We start from the raw sequence: 19,028 nt of genomic DNA on the forward strand, positions 1-19,028 counted from the left end.
GTGAGGGGTCGAATCAGCACCGACTGATCCGACACGGCCCGACCTGACACACGGGCTGGTGAACGCCACCCTGTCGACCACCGTCGTTACGTGTTTTCGCCGGGAGAACGATCGAGCTGCGCGCGGACGCGCAGCGCACCAGAGCCGTCCTTCGGACCGTGGGTGAGTCTCCCGAGCGCGTTCTTCTCGACCCAGGAGACCTCATGACCGTGAAGAGCAGCGTGCTGCACCCCAGCGATATCGCCGTCGTCGGAATGGCGTGCCGGCTTCCCGGCGCGCCCGGCATCGAGGAATTCTGGGAACTGCTGCGCACCGGTCGGAGCGCGGTCGAACGCCAACCCGACGGCAGTTGGCGGGCCGTGGTGGAGGGCAAGGCGGAATTCGACGACACTTTCTTCGGGATGTCCCCGCGGCAGGCCGCCGCGGTCGACCCGCAGCAGCGCCTGATGCTCGAACTCGGCTGGGAGGCCCTAGAGCACGCCCGGATCCGACCCGCCGACCTCAAGGGCACCGACACCGGTGTCTTCGTCGGCATCGCCGCCGACGACTACGCCACCCTGCTGCACCGCTCCGGCACCGCCGTCAACGGCCACACCGCCACCGGCCTGCACCGCAGCCTCACCGCGAACCGCCTGTCGTACCTGCTCGGCCTGCGCGGGCCCAGCCTCACCGTCGACTCCGCGCAGTCGTCGTCCCTGGTCGCCGTGCACCTGGCGTGCGAGAGCCTGCGCCGGGGCGAGAGCACCGTCGCCCTCGTCGGCGGCGTGAGCCTCGTCCTGGCCGAGGAGAGCACCGCCGGTATGGCGCTCATGGGCGCGCTCTCCCCCGACGGACGGTGCTTCACCTTCGACGCCCGCGCCAACGGCTACGTCCGTGGTGAGGGCGGCGTGGCGCTCGTCCTCAAGCCCCTGGGCCGGGCGATCGACGACGGCGACCGGGTGCACTGCGTGATCCGGGGCGGCGCCGTCAACAACGACGGTGGCGGTCCCAGCCTGACCCACCCCGACCGGGAGGCCCAGGAGGCGCTGCTGCGCCGGGCGTACGAGCGCGCCATGGTCGCGCCGGAACAGGTCACCTACGTCGAACTGCACGGCACCGGTACGAAGGCCGGCGACCCCGTCGAGGCGGCTGCCCTCGGGGCGGTACTCGGCGCGGCCCGTACCCCCGACACCCCGCTCGCCGTCGGATCGGTCAAGACCAACATCGGCCACCTCGAGGGCGCCGCCGGCATCACCGGCCTGCTCAAGGCGGTGCTCGCCGTCCGAGAGGGAATGCTGCCTCCCAGCCTCAACTTCCAGACGCCGAACCCGGACATCCCGCTCGACGACCTCAACCTGCGGGTGCAGACCGACCTCCAGCCGTGGCCGGGCCGCGAGGCCGGGCGCCCGCGCCTCGCCGGCGTCAGCTCCTTCGGCATGGGCGGCACCAACGCCCACCTGATCCTCGAACAGGCCCCCCTGGTGGCGGAGGCCCCCACCGACGACACCGACCACCGCGCCCTGCCGGTGGTGCCGGTGGTGCTGTCGGGCAGGTCCGTGCCGGCGACCCGGGCGCAGGCCGACCGCCTCCGGGCCGTTCTGCCGCACGCGCGGCTGCTCGATGTCGGCTGGTCGGCGGTGTCGACCCGGTCGACGTTCGAGCGTCGGGCCGTGGTCCTCGCCGCCGACCCCGACGCGGCCGAGCGTGGCCTGACGGCGGTGGCGTCCGGCGAGGTCGCTGCCGCAGGTGTGGTGCTCGGGCCGGCGGGCCCGTTGTCCGCCGGTCGGGTGGCGTTCGTGTTCCCGGGGCAGGGGACGCAGTGGGTGGGTATGGGTGCCCGGTTGATGGATGGGTCGCCGGTGTTCGCGGAGTCGATGGTCGAGTGCGCGGAAGCGCTGTCGACCTTTGTGGAGTGGGATCTGCTGGACGTGGTGCGCGGGGGCACGGGGGCGGAGCTGTTCGGTCGGGTTGATGTGGTGCAGCCGGTGACGTGGGCGGTGATGGTGTCGCTGGCCCGGTTGTGGCGGTCGGTGGGTGTGGTCCCGTCGGCGGTGGTGGGTCATTCGCAGGGTGAGATCGCCGCGGCGGTGGTGGCCGGTGCGTTGAGCCTGTCGGATGGTGCGCGGGTGGTGGCGGTGCGGTCGCAGGTGATCGGCCGTGTGTTGGCGGGTCCGGGTGCGATGGCGTCGGTCGCCCTGCCGGTGGCCGAGGTGGAGTCGAAGCTCGCCGCGTTCGACGGCCGGTTGGGTGTGGCGGCCGTGAACGGCCCGTCCGCGACGGTGGTCTCGGGTGATGTCGACGCGGTGGTGGACCTGGTGGCGCGGTGTGAGGCGGAGGGGGTTCGGGCGCGGAAGATCCCGGTGGACTACGCGTCGCATTCGGCGCATGTGGAGGCGATCGAGGCCGAGCTGCGGGATGCCCTGGCCGGGGTGTCCCCGCAGGTGGCGGAGATCCCGTTCTACTCGACGGTGGAGTGTGGGCCGGTTGATGGCGTCGGTTTGGATGCCGGGTACTGGTACCGGAATCTGCGGCAGCGGGTGTTGTTCCGGGAGACCGTGGAGCGTCTGGTCGGGGACGGGTTCACCGGGTTCGTGGAGTGCAGTGCGCATCCGGTGTTGGTGCCGGGTGTGCAGGAGACCGTCGAGTCGGTCGGTGGTGGTGTGCCGGCCGTGGTGGTGGGGTCGTTGCGGCGCGACGACGGCGGCCTGGACCGGTTCCTGACCTCGGTGGCCGAGGCGTTCGTCGCCGGGGTCGACGTCGACTGGAAGGCCGTGTTCGCCGACACCGGGGCCCGGGTGGTGGACCTGCCCACGTACCCGTTCCAACGACGCCACCACTGGGCGCCGCAGACGGACGGAACCGCCTCGCCGGTCCTGATCGACGACCAGGCGGAGCCGGAGATCGACCCGGCAGCCGGCGCGTCAGGACTCCACGCGGAACTGCTGACGCTGTCCGACACCGAACAACTGCACCGACTGCTGACCGTCGTCCGGGCGAGCACCGCTGCCGTGCTGGGCCTCGAATCCGCCGAGGCGGTCGATCCGGAACGGACCTTCAAGGAACAGGGCTTCGAATCCGTCACCGCCGTCGAACTCTGCAACCACCTGCGACTCGGCACCGGCGAGCGGGTGCCGACCACGCTCGTCTACAGCCACCCCACCCCGCTGGCCGCCGCCCGTCACCTCCGCGACGAGATCCTCGGCCGATCGGCTCAGGACCATGCGTTGTCCGCCGTTCCCACCGCTGTTGTGGACGATCCGATTGCGATTGTGGGGATGGGTTGTCGGTTGCCGGGTGGTGTGGTGTCGGCGGATGGTTTGTGGGATTTGGTGGTGTCGGGTGGGGATGCGGTGTCGGGTTTTCCGGTGGATCGGGGTTGGGATGTGGAGTCCCTGTTTGATCCGGTGCCGGGTGTGGTGGGGAAGTCGTATGTGCGTGAGGGGGGCTTCGTGTATGACGCGGGGTTCTTCGATGCGGAGTTTTTTGGTGTGTCGCCGCGTGAGGCTGTGGCGATGGATCCGCAGCAGCGTTTGTTGTTGGAGACGTCGTGGGAGGCGTTGGAGCATGCGGGGATTGATCCGGTGGGTTTGCGGGGGTCGCGGACTGGTGTGTATGTGGGGGTGATGGGTCAGGAGTATGGGCCTCGGTTGGCGGAGGGGGGTGGTGGGTTTGAGGGGTTTTTGTTGACGGGGACGACGCCGAGTGTGGTGTCGGGTCGGGTGGCGTACACCTTGGGGTTGGAGGGTCCTGCTGTTTCTGTTGACACGGCGTGTTCGTCGTCGTTGGTGGCGTTGCATCTGGCGTGTCAGGGGTTGCGGTTGGGTGAGTGTGATGTGGCGTTGGCGGGTGGGGTGACGGTCATCGCGGCGCCGGGTCTGTTCGTGGAGTTTTCGCGGCAGGGTGGGTTGTCGGTTGATGGTCGGTGTCGTGCTTTCGGTGGTGGCGCGGATGGTACGGGCTGGGCTGAGGGCGCGGGTGTGGTGGTGTTGGAGCGGTTGTCGGTGGCGCGGGAGCGGGGTCATCGTGTTCTGGCGGTGGTGCGGGGTTCGGCTATCAATCAGGATGGGGCGTCGAATGGTTTGACGGCGCCGTCGGGTATGGCGCAGCAGCGGGTGATTCGGGATGCGTTGGCGGCGGCGGGTGTGGAGGCGTCGGGCGTCGATGTGGTGGAGGCGCATGGTACGGGGACTCGGTTGGGGGATCCGATCGAGGCTGAGGCGTTGTTGGCGACGTATGGGCGTGGTCGGGTGGGGGGCCCGTTGTGGTTGGGGTCGTTGAAGTCGAATGTGGGTCATACGCAGGCGGCTGCGGGTGTGGCTGGTGTGATGAAGATGGTGTTGGCGTTGCGGGCGGGGGTGTTGCCGGCGACGTTGCATGTGGATGAGCCGTCGCCTTTTGTGGATTGGTCGTCGGGCGCGGTGGAGTTGTTGACGGAGCGGCGTGAGTGGCCGGAGACCGACCGCCCCCGCCGTGCCGGAGTCTCCTCGTTCGGAATCAGCGGCACCAATGCCCATCTGATTCTGGAAGAAGCGCCTCCACTGCCGACCCCGCACACCGAGTCCAGCCCGGGTGCCGCGCCCATTCGTGAACTGCCGGTGGTGCCGGTGGTGTTGTCCGGCAAGTCGGAGGCGGCGCTGCGGGCGCAGGCCGATCGCCTCCGTGGGCTGCTCCCTGACCGGCGACTCCTCGACCTCGGCTGGTCGTTGGCGTCGACGCGGTCGAGGTTCGAGCGCCGTGCCGTGGTCCTCGCCGGCGATCCCACCGTGGCCGACCGGGGCCTGGAGAGCGTCGCCACCGGTGGCTCAGCGACGTCGGGTGTGGTGCTCGGCCCGGCGGTACCGACGGCGGACGGCCGCAAGGTCTTCGTGTTCCCGGGTCAGGGGACGCAGTGGGTGGGTATGGGTGCCCGGTTGATGGTCGAGTCGCCGGTGTTCGCGGAGTCGATGGTCGAGTGCGCGGAAGCGCTGTCGACCTTTGTGGACTGGGATCTGCTGGAGGTTGTTCGCGGCGGCACGGGGGCGGAGCTGTTCGGTCGGGTTGATGTGGTGCAGCCGGTGACGTGGGCGGTGATGGTGTCGCTGGCCCGGTTGTGGCGGTCGGTGGGTGTGGTCCCGTCGGCGGTGGTGGGTCATTCGCAGGGTGAGATCGCCGCGGCGGTGGTGGCCGGTGCGTTGAGTCTGTCGGATGGTGCGCGGGTGGTGGCGGTGCGGTCGCAGGTGATCGGCCGTGTGTTGGCGGGTCCGGGTGCGATGGCGTCGGTCGCCCTGCCGGTGGCCGAGGTGGAGTCGAAGCTCGCCGCGTTCGACGGCCGGTTGGGTGTGGCCGCCGTGAACGGCCCCTCCGCGACGGTCGTCTCGGGTGATGTCGACGCGGTGGTGGACTTGGTGGCGCGGTGTGAGGCGGAGGGGGTTCGGGCGCGGAAGATCCCGGTGGACTACGCGTCGCATTCGGCGCATGTGGAGGCGATCGAGGCCGAGCTGCGGGATGCCCTGGCGGGGGTCAGCCCGCAGGTGGCGGAGATCCCGTTCTACTCGACCGTCGAGGCCGGCGTCGTGGACGGTTCCGGGTTGGATGCCGGGTACTGGTACCGGAATCTGCGGCAGCGGGTGTTGTTCCGGGAGACCGTGGAGCGTCTGGTCGGGGACGGGTTCACCGGGTTCGTGGAGTGCAGTGCGCATCCGGTGTTGGTGCCGGGTGTGCAGGAGACCGTCGAGTCGGTCGGTGGTGGTGTGCCGGCCGTGGTGGTGGGGTCGTTGCGGCGCGACGACGGCGGCCTGGACCGGTTCCTGACCTCGGTGGCCGAGGCGTTCGTCGCCGGGGTCGACGTCGACTGGAAGGCCGTGTTCGCCGACACCGGGGCCCGGGTGGTGGACCTGCCCACGTACCCGTTCCAACGACGCCACTACTGGGCCGAGACCCCCAAGCCCGCCGCCGCCGTCACCAGCGGTGACACCGATCCGACGACGGAGTGGCGGTACCAGGTCACCTGGAAGCCACTCGCCACCGACAAGCCCCGACACCTCACCGGCCGCTGGCTGCTCGCGGCCGACCCCGCGACCGCCGGGTCGGCCCTGGCCGCCGACGTCACCGCGGCACTCTCCCGCCGGGGTGCCGAGGTCGAGCCGCTGAGCCTGGACCCGCTCGCCAGCCGTACCCGCCTCGCCGACCTGCTCGCCACCACGGCCGACGGCGCGACCCCGCTGGCCGGCGTCGTGTCCCTGCTCGGGCTCGTACCCGGCGTCCACCCCGACCACCCGTCCATCGCGCGGGGCGTGGCCGCCTCGCTGGCGCTGGTGCAGGCCGCCGGTGACGCGGGCCTCGACGTACCCCTGTGGACCGTGACCCGGGCGGCGGTGGCCGTGACCCCTCGGGAGGTGCCCGACGCGGTCGGCGCGCAGGTGTGGGCGCTCGGCCGGGTGGCCGCCCTGGAGCTGCCGGACCGCTGGGGCGGCCTGGTCGACCTGCCGCAGGAGCCGGACTCCCGGGCGCTCGACCACCTGGCCGGCGCGGTGGCCGGGGGAGAGGGTGAGGACCAGATCGCGGTACGCGGCTCCGGGGTCTACGGGCGACGGGTGACGCGCGCCTCGGACACCCCCCGCCGGGAGTGGCGCCCCCGTGGCACCGTCCTGGTCACCGGCGGTACCGGGGCACTGGGCGCCCAGGTGGCGCGCTGGCTCGCCCGCACCGGCGCCGAGCACCTGGTCCTCACCAGCCGGCGGGGCGCCCAGGCCCCCGGCGCGGTCGAGCTGGAAGCGGACCTGCGGGCACTCGGCGCGGCGGTGACCATCGTCGCCTGCGACGTGTCCGACCGCGCCGCGCTCGCCACCCTCCTGGAGGCCCACCCGCCGACCGCCGTCTTCCACACCGCCGGCGTCCTCCACGACGGCGTGCTCGACACCCTCACCCTCGCCCACGTCGACGAGGTGTTCCGCCCGAAGGCCGACGCCGCCCTGCTCCTCGACGAACTCACCCGACACCGGGACCTCGACGCCTTCGTCCTCTTCTCGTCCATCACCGGCGTCTGGGGCAACGGCGGCCAGGCGGCGTACGCTGCGGCCAACGCGTCCCTGGACGTGCTCGCCGAGCAGCGCCGCGCCGCCGGTCTCCCCGCCACCGCCATCGCCTGGGGGCTGTGGGGTGGCGGCGGCATGGCCGAGGGGATCGGCGAGCGGAACCTGAACCGGCGCGGCATCACCGCCATGGACCCGGACGGCGGCATCCGCGCCCTCCAACGGGCCCTCGACCGCGACGACGTCTGCGTCACCGTCGCCGACGTCGACTGGGCGGACTTCGCCCCCCGACTCGCCGACCTCCGCCCGGGCCGGCTCTTCGACGGCGTTCCCGAGGCCAGGAGCGCGCTCGACGCCCGCCGGGCCGACGCCGCGACGCCGACCTCCGGCCTGGCGCAGCGCGTGGTGGGCATGTCCGAGTCGGAACGGCAGCAGGTCCTGCTGCATTTGGTGCGCGCGGAGGCGGCGGCCGTCCTCGGCCACGACACCGTGGAGGCGGTCACCCCCGGCCGGGCCTTCAAGGCCGCAGGCTTCGACTCGCTCACCGCACTGGAACTGCGCAACCGCTTGAACACCACGACCGGGCTCACCCTGCCGTCGACCGTCGTCTTCGACCACCCGAGCCCCTCGGCCCTGGCCTCGTTCGTGGAGGAGGCCCTCACCGGCGCCACCCCCGAACCCGTCGTCCCGGTGGCGACCGGCGCCGCACCCGTCGACGAACCCATCGCCATCGTCGGCATGGCCTGCCGCTACCCCGGCGGGGCGGACACCCCCGAGAAGCTCTGGGACCTGCTGCTGAACAAGGCCGACGTCATCGGTCCCGCCCCCGACGACCGGGGCTGGGACGTCGACTCCTTCTTCGATCCCACCCCCGGCGCGGCGGGCAAGTCGTACGTGCGCGACGGCGGGTTCGTGTACGACGCGGGCTACTTCGACGCCGAGTTCTTCGGTATCTCCCCCCGCGAGGCCCTGGCCATGGACCCGCAGCAGCGCCTGCTGCTGGAGACCTCCTGGGAGGCGCTCGAGCGCGCCGGCATCGACCCGGAGGGACTGCGGGGCAGCCGCACCGGCGTGTACTCCGGGCTCACCCACCAGGAGTACGCCGCCCGCCTCCACGAGGCGCCCCAGGAGTTCGAGGGGTACCTGCTCACCGGCAAGTCGGTCAGTGTCGCCTCCGGCCGCGTCTCCTACACCCTCGGACTGGAAGGCCCCGCCGTCTCCGTCGACACGGCGTGTTCGTCGTCGTTGGTGGCGTTGCACCTGGCGTGCCAGGGGCTGCGGCTGGGCGAGTGTGACGTGGCGTTGGCGGGTGGGGTGACCGTGATCGCGGCGCCGGGTCTGTTCGTGGAGTTCTCGCGGCAGGGCGGGTTGTCGGTTGACGGTCGGTGCCGTGCTTTCGGCGGTGGCGCGGATGGCACGGGCTGGGCCGAGGGCGCCGGGGTCGTCGTGTTGGAGCGGCTGTCGGTGGCGCGGGAGCGCGGTCACCGCGTTCTGGCGGTGGTACGGGGTTCGGCCATCAACCAGGACGGGGCGTCGAACGGCCTGACCGCGCCCTCGGGCGCAGCCCAGCAGCGGGTCATCCGCGATGCGTTGGCGGCGGCGGGTGTGGAGGCGTCGGACGTCGACGTCGTGGAGGCGCACGGCACCGGAACCCGGTTGGGAGACCCGATCGAGGCCCAGGCGTTGCTGGCGACCTACGGCCGTGACCGCACCGGCAGCCCGCTGTGGCTGGGATCGTTGAAGTCGAATGTGGGTCATACGCAGGCGGCTGCGGGTGTGGCCGGTGTGATGAAGATGGTGTTGGCGTTGCGGGCGGGGGTGTTGCCAGCGACGTTGCACGTGGACGAGCCGTCACCGTTCGTCGACTGGTCGTCGGGCACCGTCGAGTTGCTGACCGAGCAGCGCGACTGGCCGGAGACCGACCGCCCCCGCCGCGCCGGAGTCTCCGCGTTCGGGGTCAGCGGCACCAACGCCCACGTGATCCTCGAAGAGGCTCCCCCCGTCGCGGAGCCCGCACCTGCCGACGGTACCGACCCCGCCGAATCCGCCGTCCGGCACCTTCCCGTGGTACCGGTGGTGCTCTCCGGCAAGTCGGAGGCGGCACTGCGGGCGCAGGCCGACAGCGTCCGGGCCGTGCTCGCCGATACCGACCTGGTGGACGTCGGTTGGTCGTCGGTGTCGACGCGATCGGTCTTCGAGCGCCGCGGCGTGGTGCTCGCGGCGGACCCCGGCACCGCCACCGCTGCGCTGGGTGCCGTGGCGTCCGGCGAGGTCGCTGCCGCAGGTGTGGTGCTCGGGCCGGCGGGCCCGTTGTCCGCCGGTCGGGTGGCGTTCGTGTTCCCGGGTCAGGGGACGCAGTGGGTGGGTATGGGTGCCCGGTTGATGGATGGGTCGCCGGTGTTCGCGGAGTCGATGGTCGAGTGTGCGGAGGCGCTGTCGGCGTTCGTGGACTGGGATCTGCTGGAGGTGGTCCGTTCCGGTTCGGGGTTGATGGAGCGGGTTGATGTGGTGCAGCCGGTGACGTGGGCGGTGATGGTGTCGCTTGCCCGGTTGTGGCGGTCGGTGGGTGTGGTCCCGTCGGCGGTGGTGGGTCATTCGCAGGGTGAGATCGCCGCGGCGGTGGTGGCCGGTGCGTTGAGCCTGTCCGACGGGGCGCGGGTGGTGGCGGTGCGGTCGCAGGTGATCGGCCGTGTGTTGGCGGGTCCGGGTGCGATGGCGTCGGTCGCCCTGCCGGTGGCCGAGGTGGAGTCTCGTCTGTCTGACTGGACCGGCCGGTTGGGTGTGGCGGCGGTGAACGGCCCCTCCGCGACGGTCGTCTCGGGTGATGTCGACGCGGTGGTGGACTTGGTGGCGCGGTGTGAGGCGGAGGGGGTTCGGGCGCGGAAGATCCCGGTGGACTACGCGTCGCATTCGGCGCATGTGGAGGCGATCGAGGCCGAGCTGCGGGATGCCCTGGCGGGGGTCAGCCCGCAGGTGGCGGAGATCCCGTTCTACTCGACCGTCGAGGCCGGCGTCGTGGACGGTTCCGGGTTGGATGCCGGGTACTGGTACCGGAATCTGCGGCAGCGGGTGTTGTTCCGGGAGACCGTGGAGCGTCTGGTCGGGGACGGGTTCACCGGGTTCGTGGAGTGCAGTGCGCATCCGGTGTTGGTGCCGGGTGTGCAGGAGACCGTCGAGTCGGTCGGTGAGGGTGTGCCGGCCGTGGTGGTGGGGTCGTTGCGGCGCGACGACGGCGGCCTGGACCGGTTCCTGACCTCGGTGGCCGAGGCGTTCGTCGCCGGGGTCGACGTCGACTGGAAGGCCGTGTTCGCCGACACCGGGGCCCGGGTGGTGGACCTGCCCACGTACCCGTTCCAACGACGCCACTACTGGGCGCACACCTCCCCGGCAGGCGTCGGGACCGCCGCCGCGGCCCGGTTCGGCATGGAGTGGGAGGACCACCCGCTGCTCGGCGGCGCGCTGCCGGTCGGCGGCACCCGGAGCCTCCTGCTCGCCGGCCGGCTCTCGCTCGCCTCGCACGGCTGGCTCGCCGACCACGCCGTCTCCGGCACCGTCCTGGTGCCCGGCACGGCCTTCGTGGAACTGGCCCTGCACGCCGCCGAGGTGGCCGGCTGCACCGGTGTCGAGGAACTGCGCCTGGAGGCGCCGCTGGTGGTGCCGCCCACCGGCGGCGTACGGCTCCAGGTGCTGGTGGACGACCCGGCCGAGGGTTCCGACCACCGGCCGGTGAGTGTGTTCTCCCGCGCCGAGTCCGCAGCCGACGACGCCGCCTGGACCCGCCACGCGGTCGGTGTCCTGACCACCGGGCCCCGGCCCGTCCCGGCGACCTCGTGGCACACCGAGACCTGGCCCCCCGCCGGCACCGAAGCCGTCGACGTGGACGCCCTCCACGAGCGGTTCGCCGCGCTGGGCTACGAGTACGGGGAGGTCTTCGCCGGACTCCAGAGTGTCTGGCGGCGCGACGGCGAGGTCTTCGCCGAGGTACGGCTGCCCGGCCGGGTCGCCGCCGAGGCCACCCGGTTCGGGGTGCACCCCGCGCTGCTCGACGCCGCCCTGCAACCGTGGCTGGCGGGCGGACTCGTCGACGTCCCCGAGGGCAGTGTGCTGCTCCCGTTCGCCTGGCAGGGCGTCACCCTGCACGCCACCGGCGCCGACACGCTGCGGGTCCGCATCGGTCGGGCCGGCGAGGCGGCGGTGTCGATGCAGGCCGTGGACCTCGCCGGGGCCCCCGTCCTCGCACTCGACGCGCTCGTCCTGCGGCCCCTCGCCCGGGAACGCCTCGGTGTCACCGGTACCACCACCGCCCTGCCGCTGTACCGGGTGGGCTGGCGGCGGCGGACCGCCGTGGCCGCGCCGCCGCAGCGGCGGTGGGCGGTCGTCGGCCCGTACGGCGCCGAGATGATCGGTGCCGCCGCGCGGTACGGCTGGCCGGTCACCGCCGTCGACATCCACGCCGACCTGGCCTCCCTGCGGGCGGCCCTGGACGCGGGCGCGGAACCGCCCACCGTCGTCCTCGCCGACTTCCGCCGGGACTCCTGCTCCACCGACCCCGCCCACGTCGCCGAGGCGGTCCGGGCGGAGACCCAGGCCGGACTGGAACTGCTCCAGGGCTGGCTGGCCGACGAGCGGTTCACGGCGGCGAAACTCGTCGTGCTCACCGAACGGGCCGTCGCCGCCGGCACCGACGAGGACGTGCCGGACCTCGTCCACGCCGGCCTCTGGGGCCTGCTGCGGTCGGCCCAGTCCGAACACCCGGACCGGTTCGTCCTGCTCGACATCGACGCCGACGACACCTCCATCTCCACGGTCCCGTCGGCGCTCACCCTGGACACGCCGCAGCTCGCGGTCCGGGCCGGCGAGATCCGGGTACCCGAGATCGAGCCGCTGCGCGCGGAACCGGAGCCCGCCGACCCGGCGGCGGGCGGGCTCGACCCGGCCGGTACCGTCCTGGTGACCGGCGCGACCGGTACCCTCGGCGGCCTGCTCGCCCGGCACCTGGTGACCGCGCACGGGGTACGCCGGCTGCTGCTGGTCAGCCGCAGCGGCCCCGGCGCCGCCGGAGCGGACCGGCTGACCGAGGAGCTGACCGGGCTCGGCGCGCACGTGTCGCTGGTCGCCTGCGACACCGCGGACCGCGCCGCGCTGGCCGACGTCCTGCGGGGCATCCCCGCCGCGCACCCGCTGACCGCCGTGGTGCACGTGGCCGGCGTCCTCGACGACGGGGCGCTCCAGGCGCTCACCCCCGATCGGATCGACGCGGTGCTGCGGCCGAAGGTGGACGCCGCGCTGAACCTGCACGAGCTGACCGCGAACCTGCCCCTGGCCGCGTTCGTCCTGTTCTCCGGGGCGGCGGGCATCCTGGGCCGCCCCGGTCAGGCGAACTACGCGGCGGCGAACACCTTCCTCGACGCCCTGGCCCAGCACCGGCAGGCCCAGGGGCGGCCCGGCGTCGCCCTCGCCTGGGGCCTGTGGGGACTGGCCAGCGACATGACGGGCCACCTCGGCGAGAACGACCTGCGGCGGATGCGCCGCTCCGGCATCGCGCCGATGACCGCCGAGGAGGGGCTCGTGCTGTTCGACCGGGCCCTCGACCGGGCCCGGCACGAACCGCTGCTCGTACCCGCGCGCCTGGACCTCGCGGCGCTGCGGCGGGAGCAGGCCGCCAGCGGACCGGACGCGGTTCCGGTGCTGCTGCGCGGCCTGGTCCCGCCGGCCCCGGCCCGACGGGCCGCCACCTCGGGGGGCGCCGGCGGGGCGTCCGCGCCGGCCGCCGCCCCCGCGCAGCAGGCCGACGACCTGCGGCGGCGACTGGCCGGGCAGGACGCGCCGGCCCGGGTCCGGGAACTGCTGGACCTGGTCCGCGCCCACGTGGCGGGGGTGCTCGCCCTCGACGCGGGGGCCACGGCGGTGGACCCGAGACGACCGTTCCGGGAGGTCGGGTTCGACTCGCTGACCGCCGTCGAACTGCGCAACCGGCTGAACACGGCGACCGGCCTGCGGCTGGCCCCGAGCCTGGTGTTCGACCACCCGAACCCGCAGGCCGTGGCCGAGCACCTGGCCGACCGGCTCGCCGCCGACGGGGTGGCCGACGCGGGCGCGACGGCGCTGACCGGGCTCGACACCCTGGCCGCCGCGCTCGGCGGGATGAAGACCGACGACGTCCGCCGGGACATCGTCCGCCGTCGGCTGGAGGAGATGCTCGCCCTGGTCGGCGGGCCCCGGTCCCGGCCGGCGGAGGACGGGCTGGTGGACGCCACGGTCGCCGAGCGGCTGGCCTCGGCGACCGACGACGACGAGCTGTTCGCCTTCATCGAGGAGCAGCTGTGAACCCCGACCGAGGAGACAACCGGCAGATGGCCGCCAACGAGGACCGGATCCGTGAGTACCTCAAGCGCGTCACCGCCGAACTGGCCGGGACGCGGCGACGGCTGCGCGAGCTGGAGGACGGCGCGCGTGAGCCCATCGCCATCGTGGGGATGAGCTGCCGGCTGCCGGGCGGGGTGCAGACCCCCGAGGAGCTGTGGCGGCTGGTCGACGGCGGGACCGACGCCATCTCGGGCTTCCCTGACGACCGGGGCTGGGACGTGGAGAAGCTCTACGACCCCGACCCGGACGCCACCGGCACCAGCTACGCCCGTGAGGGCGGCTTCCTCCACGACTGCGCCGACTTCGACCCGGAGTTCTTCGCCATCTCACCGCGCGAGGCCCTGGCCATGGACCCGCAGCAACGGCTGCTGCTGGAGACCGCCTGGGAGGTCCTCGAACGGGCGGGCATCGCACCCGGCGCGGTCCGGGGCACCCGCACCGGGACCTACGTCGGGGTGATGTACGACGACTACGGCACCCGGCTCGCCGAGGTCCCGGACGACCTGGAGGGCTACCTGGTCAACGGCAGCGCGGGCAGCGTCGCCTCCGGTCGGATCGCGTACACCCTGGGGTTGCAGGGGCCGGCGGTCACGGTCGACACGGCCTGCTCGTCGTCGCTGGTGGCGCTGCACCTGGCGGTCCAGGCCCTGCGGTCCGGGGAGTGCGACCTGGCCCTGGCGGGCGGGGCGACGGTGCTCGCCACCCCGACGATGTTCGTCGACTTCTCCCGCCAGCGTGGACTCGCCGGGGACGGCCGCTGCAAGGCGTTCGCGGACGCGGCGGACGGCACCGGCTTCGGCGAGGGCGTCGGAATGCTGCTGCTGGAACGGCTCTCCGACGCGCTCCGCAACGGGCACCGGGTACTGGCCGTCGTCCGGGGCACGGCGGTCAACCAGGACGGCGCGAGCAACGGCCTGACCGCCCCGAACGGTACCGCCCAGCAGGCGGTCATCCGGCAGGCGCTGACCAACGCGGGGCTGGCCGCCGACGAGGTGGACGCGGTGGAGGCGCACGGCACCGGCACCCGGCTCGGTGACCCCATCGAGGCGCAGGCCCTGCTGGCGACGTACGGGCAGGGCCGGCCGGCGGACCGGCCGCTGTGGCTCGGGTCGCTGAAGTCCAACGTCGGCCACACCCAGGCCGCCGCCGGGGTCTCCGGTGTGATCAAGACGGTGCTGGCGATGCGCCACGGCCGGCTGCCCCGGACGCTGCACGTCGACCAGCCCTCGACCCGGGTGGACTGGTCCACCGGCGCGGTCCGGCTGCTGACCGAGAGTCAGCCGTGGCCGGCGTCCGACGACCGGCCCCGGCGGGCGGGCGTCTCGTCGTTCGGCGCCAGCGGCACCAACGCCCACGTCATCCTGGAAGCCGCCCCCGACCGGCCGGTGGCCGAACCCGCCGACGCGCCGGCCCCGGCCGCCGGGGTGCCCGTCTGGGTCCTCTCCGGCCGCGACGAGGCGGCCCTGCGCGAGCAGGCCCGGCGGCTGCACACCCACCTGACCGGCCGGTCCGAACCCGCCGACGCCGTCGCCCGCGCGCTGGCCCGGACCCGCACCGCCTTCCCGTACCGGGCCGCCGTGACCGGGCCCGACGAGGCCACCCTGCTCGACGGCCTGCGGGCCCTCGCCGCCGGCGGCAGCGCCGCCGGGCTGGTCACCGGCCGGGCCGCCCCGGAACGCCGCGTCGCCGTCCTCTTCACCGGCCAGGGCAGCCAACGGCCGGGGGCGGGGCGGGACCTGTACGCCCGGCACCCCACCTTCGCGCAGGCGCTCGACGAGGTGCTCGCCGAGGTGGACCGGCACCTGGACCGGCCGCTGCGGGACGTCATGTTCGCCGAGCCGGGCAGCGACGCGGCGGCCCTGCTGGACGACACCGCGTACACCCAGCCGGCGCTGTTCGCGCTGGAGGTGGCGCTGTTCCGGCTCGTCACGAGTTGGGGACTGCGGCCGGACGCCCTGCTGGGGCACTCGGTGGGGGAGATCAGCGCGGCGCACGTCGCGGGCGTGCTCACCCTGGCCGACGCCGCCCGGCTGGTGACCGCCCGGGGCCGGCTGATGGCGGACCTGCCCGCCGGGGGCGCGATGGCCGCGCTCGAGGCCGCCGAATCCGAGGTCGCTCCGCTGCTCGCCGGCCGGGACGCCGAACTGTCGATCGCGGCGGTCAACGGGCCGCAGGCCACCCTCGTCGCCGGCGACGAGGCTGCCGTCGAGGAACAACTCGCCTGGTGGCGGGGGCAGGGCCGCCGGGCCACCCGGCTGCGGGTCAGCCACGCCTTCCACTCGCCCCGGATGGACGCAATGCTCGCGCAGTTCGAGAAGACCATCCGGGACCTCGACTACCGGGAGCCGACCATCCCCGTCGTCGGTACCGTGACCGGTACGCCGGCCTCCGGCGACGACCTGCGGACCCCGGAGTACTGGATCCGGCACGCCCGCGACGCGGTGCGCTTCCTCGACGGCGTACGCCGGCTGCGCGCCGAGGGCATCGACACCTTCGTCGAACTCGGCCCGGACGGCGTCCTCACCGCCATGGCGCGGGACTGCCTGGCCGAGCCGCCGGAGCCCGCCGGGACCGACCGGCCCCTGCTGGTGCTGCCCACCCTGCGCCGGGACCGCGACGACGCCCTGGCCGTCGGGGAGGCGCTGGCCACCGCCCACGTCCACGGCCTCCCCGTCGACCCGGTCGCGGCGCTCGGCGACGGCCCGCTCAGCACCGACCTGCCCACCTACCCGTTCCAGCGGACCCGCTACTGGCTCGACCCGCGCCCCGGCACCCCCGACCTGACCGCCGTGGGGCTCGACCTGGCCGGGCATCCGCTGCTCGCCGTCGCGGTGGACCTGCCCGACGGCACCGGCACGGTGTTCACGGGCCAGCTCTCCGTCCGGACCCACCCGTGGCTCGCCGACCACAGCGTGTGGGGGCGCACGGTGGTGCCGGGCGCCGCCCTGCTGGAGATCCTGCACGAGGTGGGCGCCGCCGCCGGCTGCGACCGGGTGGCGGAGCTGACCTTCGAGGCGCCGCTGGTGGTCCCCGACGACGAGGGCGTCCGGCTGCGGGTCGTGCTGGGCGGCCCGGACCCCGACGGCACCCGGACCGTCCAGGTCCACTCCGCGCCGGCCGCCGCCGGACCCGAGTGGACCCGGCACGCCACCGGCCGGGTGGCCGACACCGCCCAGCAGCCGCCCACCGGCGGGGCGGGGCCCGCGACCGACCTCGCCGGTGTCTGGCCCCCCGAGGGCGCACGGCCCGTGGAGGTCGAGGGCGAGTACGAGCGCTTCGCCGACGCGGGCATCGGGTACGGCCCCGCGTTCCGGGGGCTGCGCGCCGCCTGGCGACGCGGCGACGAGACGTTCGCCGAGGTCCGGCTCCCCGAGGAGTACGCCCCGGAGGCGGGCCGCTACCGGGTCCACCCTGCGCTGCTGGACGCCGCCCTGCACGCGATCGTCCTCGGCGACCAGTTCCCCGACGGCGCGCACGGGATGCTGCCGTTCGCCTGGACCGACGTGCGGCTCTCCGCCACCGGGACCGACCGGCTCCGGCTCCGGATCGCCCCGGCCGGCCCCGAGTCGGTCAGCGTCACCGCCACCGACGGCACCGGCACGCCGGTGCTCACCGCCGCCTCGCTGGCCCTGCGCCGGGTACCCGCCGACCGGATCGCCGCCGCCGTCACCGGCCAGGCGCCGCTGTACCGGCTGGACTGGGCGGCCGTACCGTCCACCCCGCCGACCGGGCAGGTCCGGTTCGCCCTCGTCGGCCCCGACCACCCGGCCCTGCTCGCGGCCCTGACGGCCGAGGCGCCCACGCAGGCGTACCCGGACCTGGACGCGCTGGTCGCCGCCCTGGCCGACGGCCCGGTACCGACCCACGTCGTCGTCACCGCCGGCCCGGCCGACGCCGCGCCGGCCGGTGACGTGACGGCCGCCGGTGTGGACCGGGCCACCCGGCAGGCGCTCGACCTCGTCCAACGGTGGCTCGCCGAGGAGCGGTTCACCGGCTCCCGGCTGGTCGTGCTGACCACCGGTGCGGTGCAGACCGGCACCGGCGTCACCGACCCCACCGCCGCCGGGGTCTGGGGCCTGCTGCGGGTCGCCCAGACCGAGCACCCGCACCGGTTCGGCCTCGTCGACCTCGACGACCACCCGGACTCGCTGCGTACCCTGCCCGGGGCGGTGCGAACGGCCGAACCGCAGCTCGCCCTGCGCGCCGGAACGGCCACCGTCCCGGGCCTCGTCCGGGTACCGGCCGCCGACGACGTCGCGCCGCCCTGGCCGGACACCGGCACGGTGCTCGTCACCGGGGGGACCGGACTGCTCGGCGGGGCCGTGGCCCGGCACCTGGCCCGCCGGCACGGGGTACGGCATCTGCTGCTGGTCAGCCGGCGCGGGCCGGACGCCCCCGGCGCGGCCGACCTGACCCGGGACCTGGAGGCCCTGGGCGCGTCCGTCCGGGTCGCCGCCTGCGACGTCGCCGACCGCGACGCCCTGGCCCGGCTGCTGGCCGGGATCCCGCCCGCGCATCCGCTCACCGCCGTGGTGCACTCCGCCGGTCTCGCCGACGACGGTGTGCTGACCGCCCAGACCGGGGACCGGGTCGCGGCGGTGCTCCGCGCCAAGGCGGACGCGGCGGTCAACCTCCACGACCTCACCCGCGACCTGGACCTCACCGCCTTCGTGCTGTTCTCGTCCGTGGCCGGCACCATCGGCAGCGCCGGCCAGGCCGGGTACGCCGCCGCCAACGCCTTCCTCGACGCGTTCGCCGACTGGCGGCGGGGCCGGGGGCTGGCCGCGACCTCGCTCGCCTGGGGGCCACTGGACGGCGGGATGGCCGTCGACCTGGGCCGGGCGGACCTGGCGCGCCTGCGCCGGTCCGGGCTCGTGCCACTCGGCGTCGACGACGCGCTCGTGCTCCTCGACGCCGCCTGCGCCCGCCCCGGGGCGGTCTTCTACCCGGTCCGCCTCGACCCGGCGGCGCTGCGCGCGGGCGGTCCCGCCGGCATGGTGCCCGCCGTCCTGACCGGCCCGACCCGGGCGCGACCGAGAGCCGGTACGCCGGAGCAGCCGGCCGAGGCCACCGTCGCCGCGCGACTGGTCGGCAGGTCGGCGGCCGAGCGTACGGCGATCCTCACCGACCTGGTCCGTACCGAGGCCGCCGCCGTCCTCGGCCACGCCGGGGCGGCGACGCTGAGTGTGAAACGGTCCTTCCGGGACGCGGGCTTCGACTCGCTCACCGCCGTGGACCTGCGCAACCGGCTCGGCGCGGCGACGGGCCTCGGCCTGCCCGCCGCCATCGTCTTCGACCACCCGACCCCCGCCGCGCTCGCCGCCTACCTGGGGGCCGAACTCGACCGCCGGTCCGCCGGCGACCAGGTGCCGACCGACGCCACCGGCGTCCTGACGATGCTGGACCGGCTCCGCACCGGGATCGGGGCGGCGGTGCGGGACGACGCCGACCGCAGCCGCGCCGCCGACCTGCTCCGCGCCCTCCTCGCCGAGGTCGGCGGGGCCCCCGATCCCGACGACGGCTCCAGCGCCGAGGTCTCCGACCGGTTGCGGACCGCCTCCGACGACGAACTGTTCGACATGCTCGACAGCGACTTCCGGCTGTCGTAACGCCGGCCGCGCCACCGACCGACCCAACGACCGACCCCACGACGACACCGGACCACAGGGGGAG

Annotated in this window: 2 protein-coding genes; both read left to right on the plus strand. The window is 74.2% G+C overall.

Features of this window, described 5'->3' with window-relative positions:
* The first annotated feature begins 203 nt into the window (after positions 1-203).
* Positions 204-13,316, plus strand: a complete 13,113-nt coding sequence (locus ACQUFX_RS05800; protein ID WP_428964994.1) for an SDR family NAD(P)-dependent oxidoreductase — start codon at positions 204-206, stop codon at positions 13,314-13,316.
* A complete protein-coding gene (locus ACQUFX_RS05805) occupies positions 13,313-18,964 on the plus strand; it encodes a type I polyketide synthase (RefSeq protein ID WP_428964995.1) in 5,652 nt (1,883 codons plus the stop codon). Before ACQUFX_RS05800 ends, ACQUFX_RS05805 begins: the two co-directional genes overlap by 4 nt.
* The last annotated feature ends 64 nt before the right edge of the window (positions 18,965-19,028 follow it).

The organism is Micromonospora fluostatini (assembly GCF_050410825.1).
GTDB classification, from domain to species: Bacteria; Actinomycetota; Actinomycetes; order Mycobacteriales; family Micromonosporaceae; genus Micromonospora; species Micromonospora rosaria.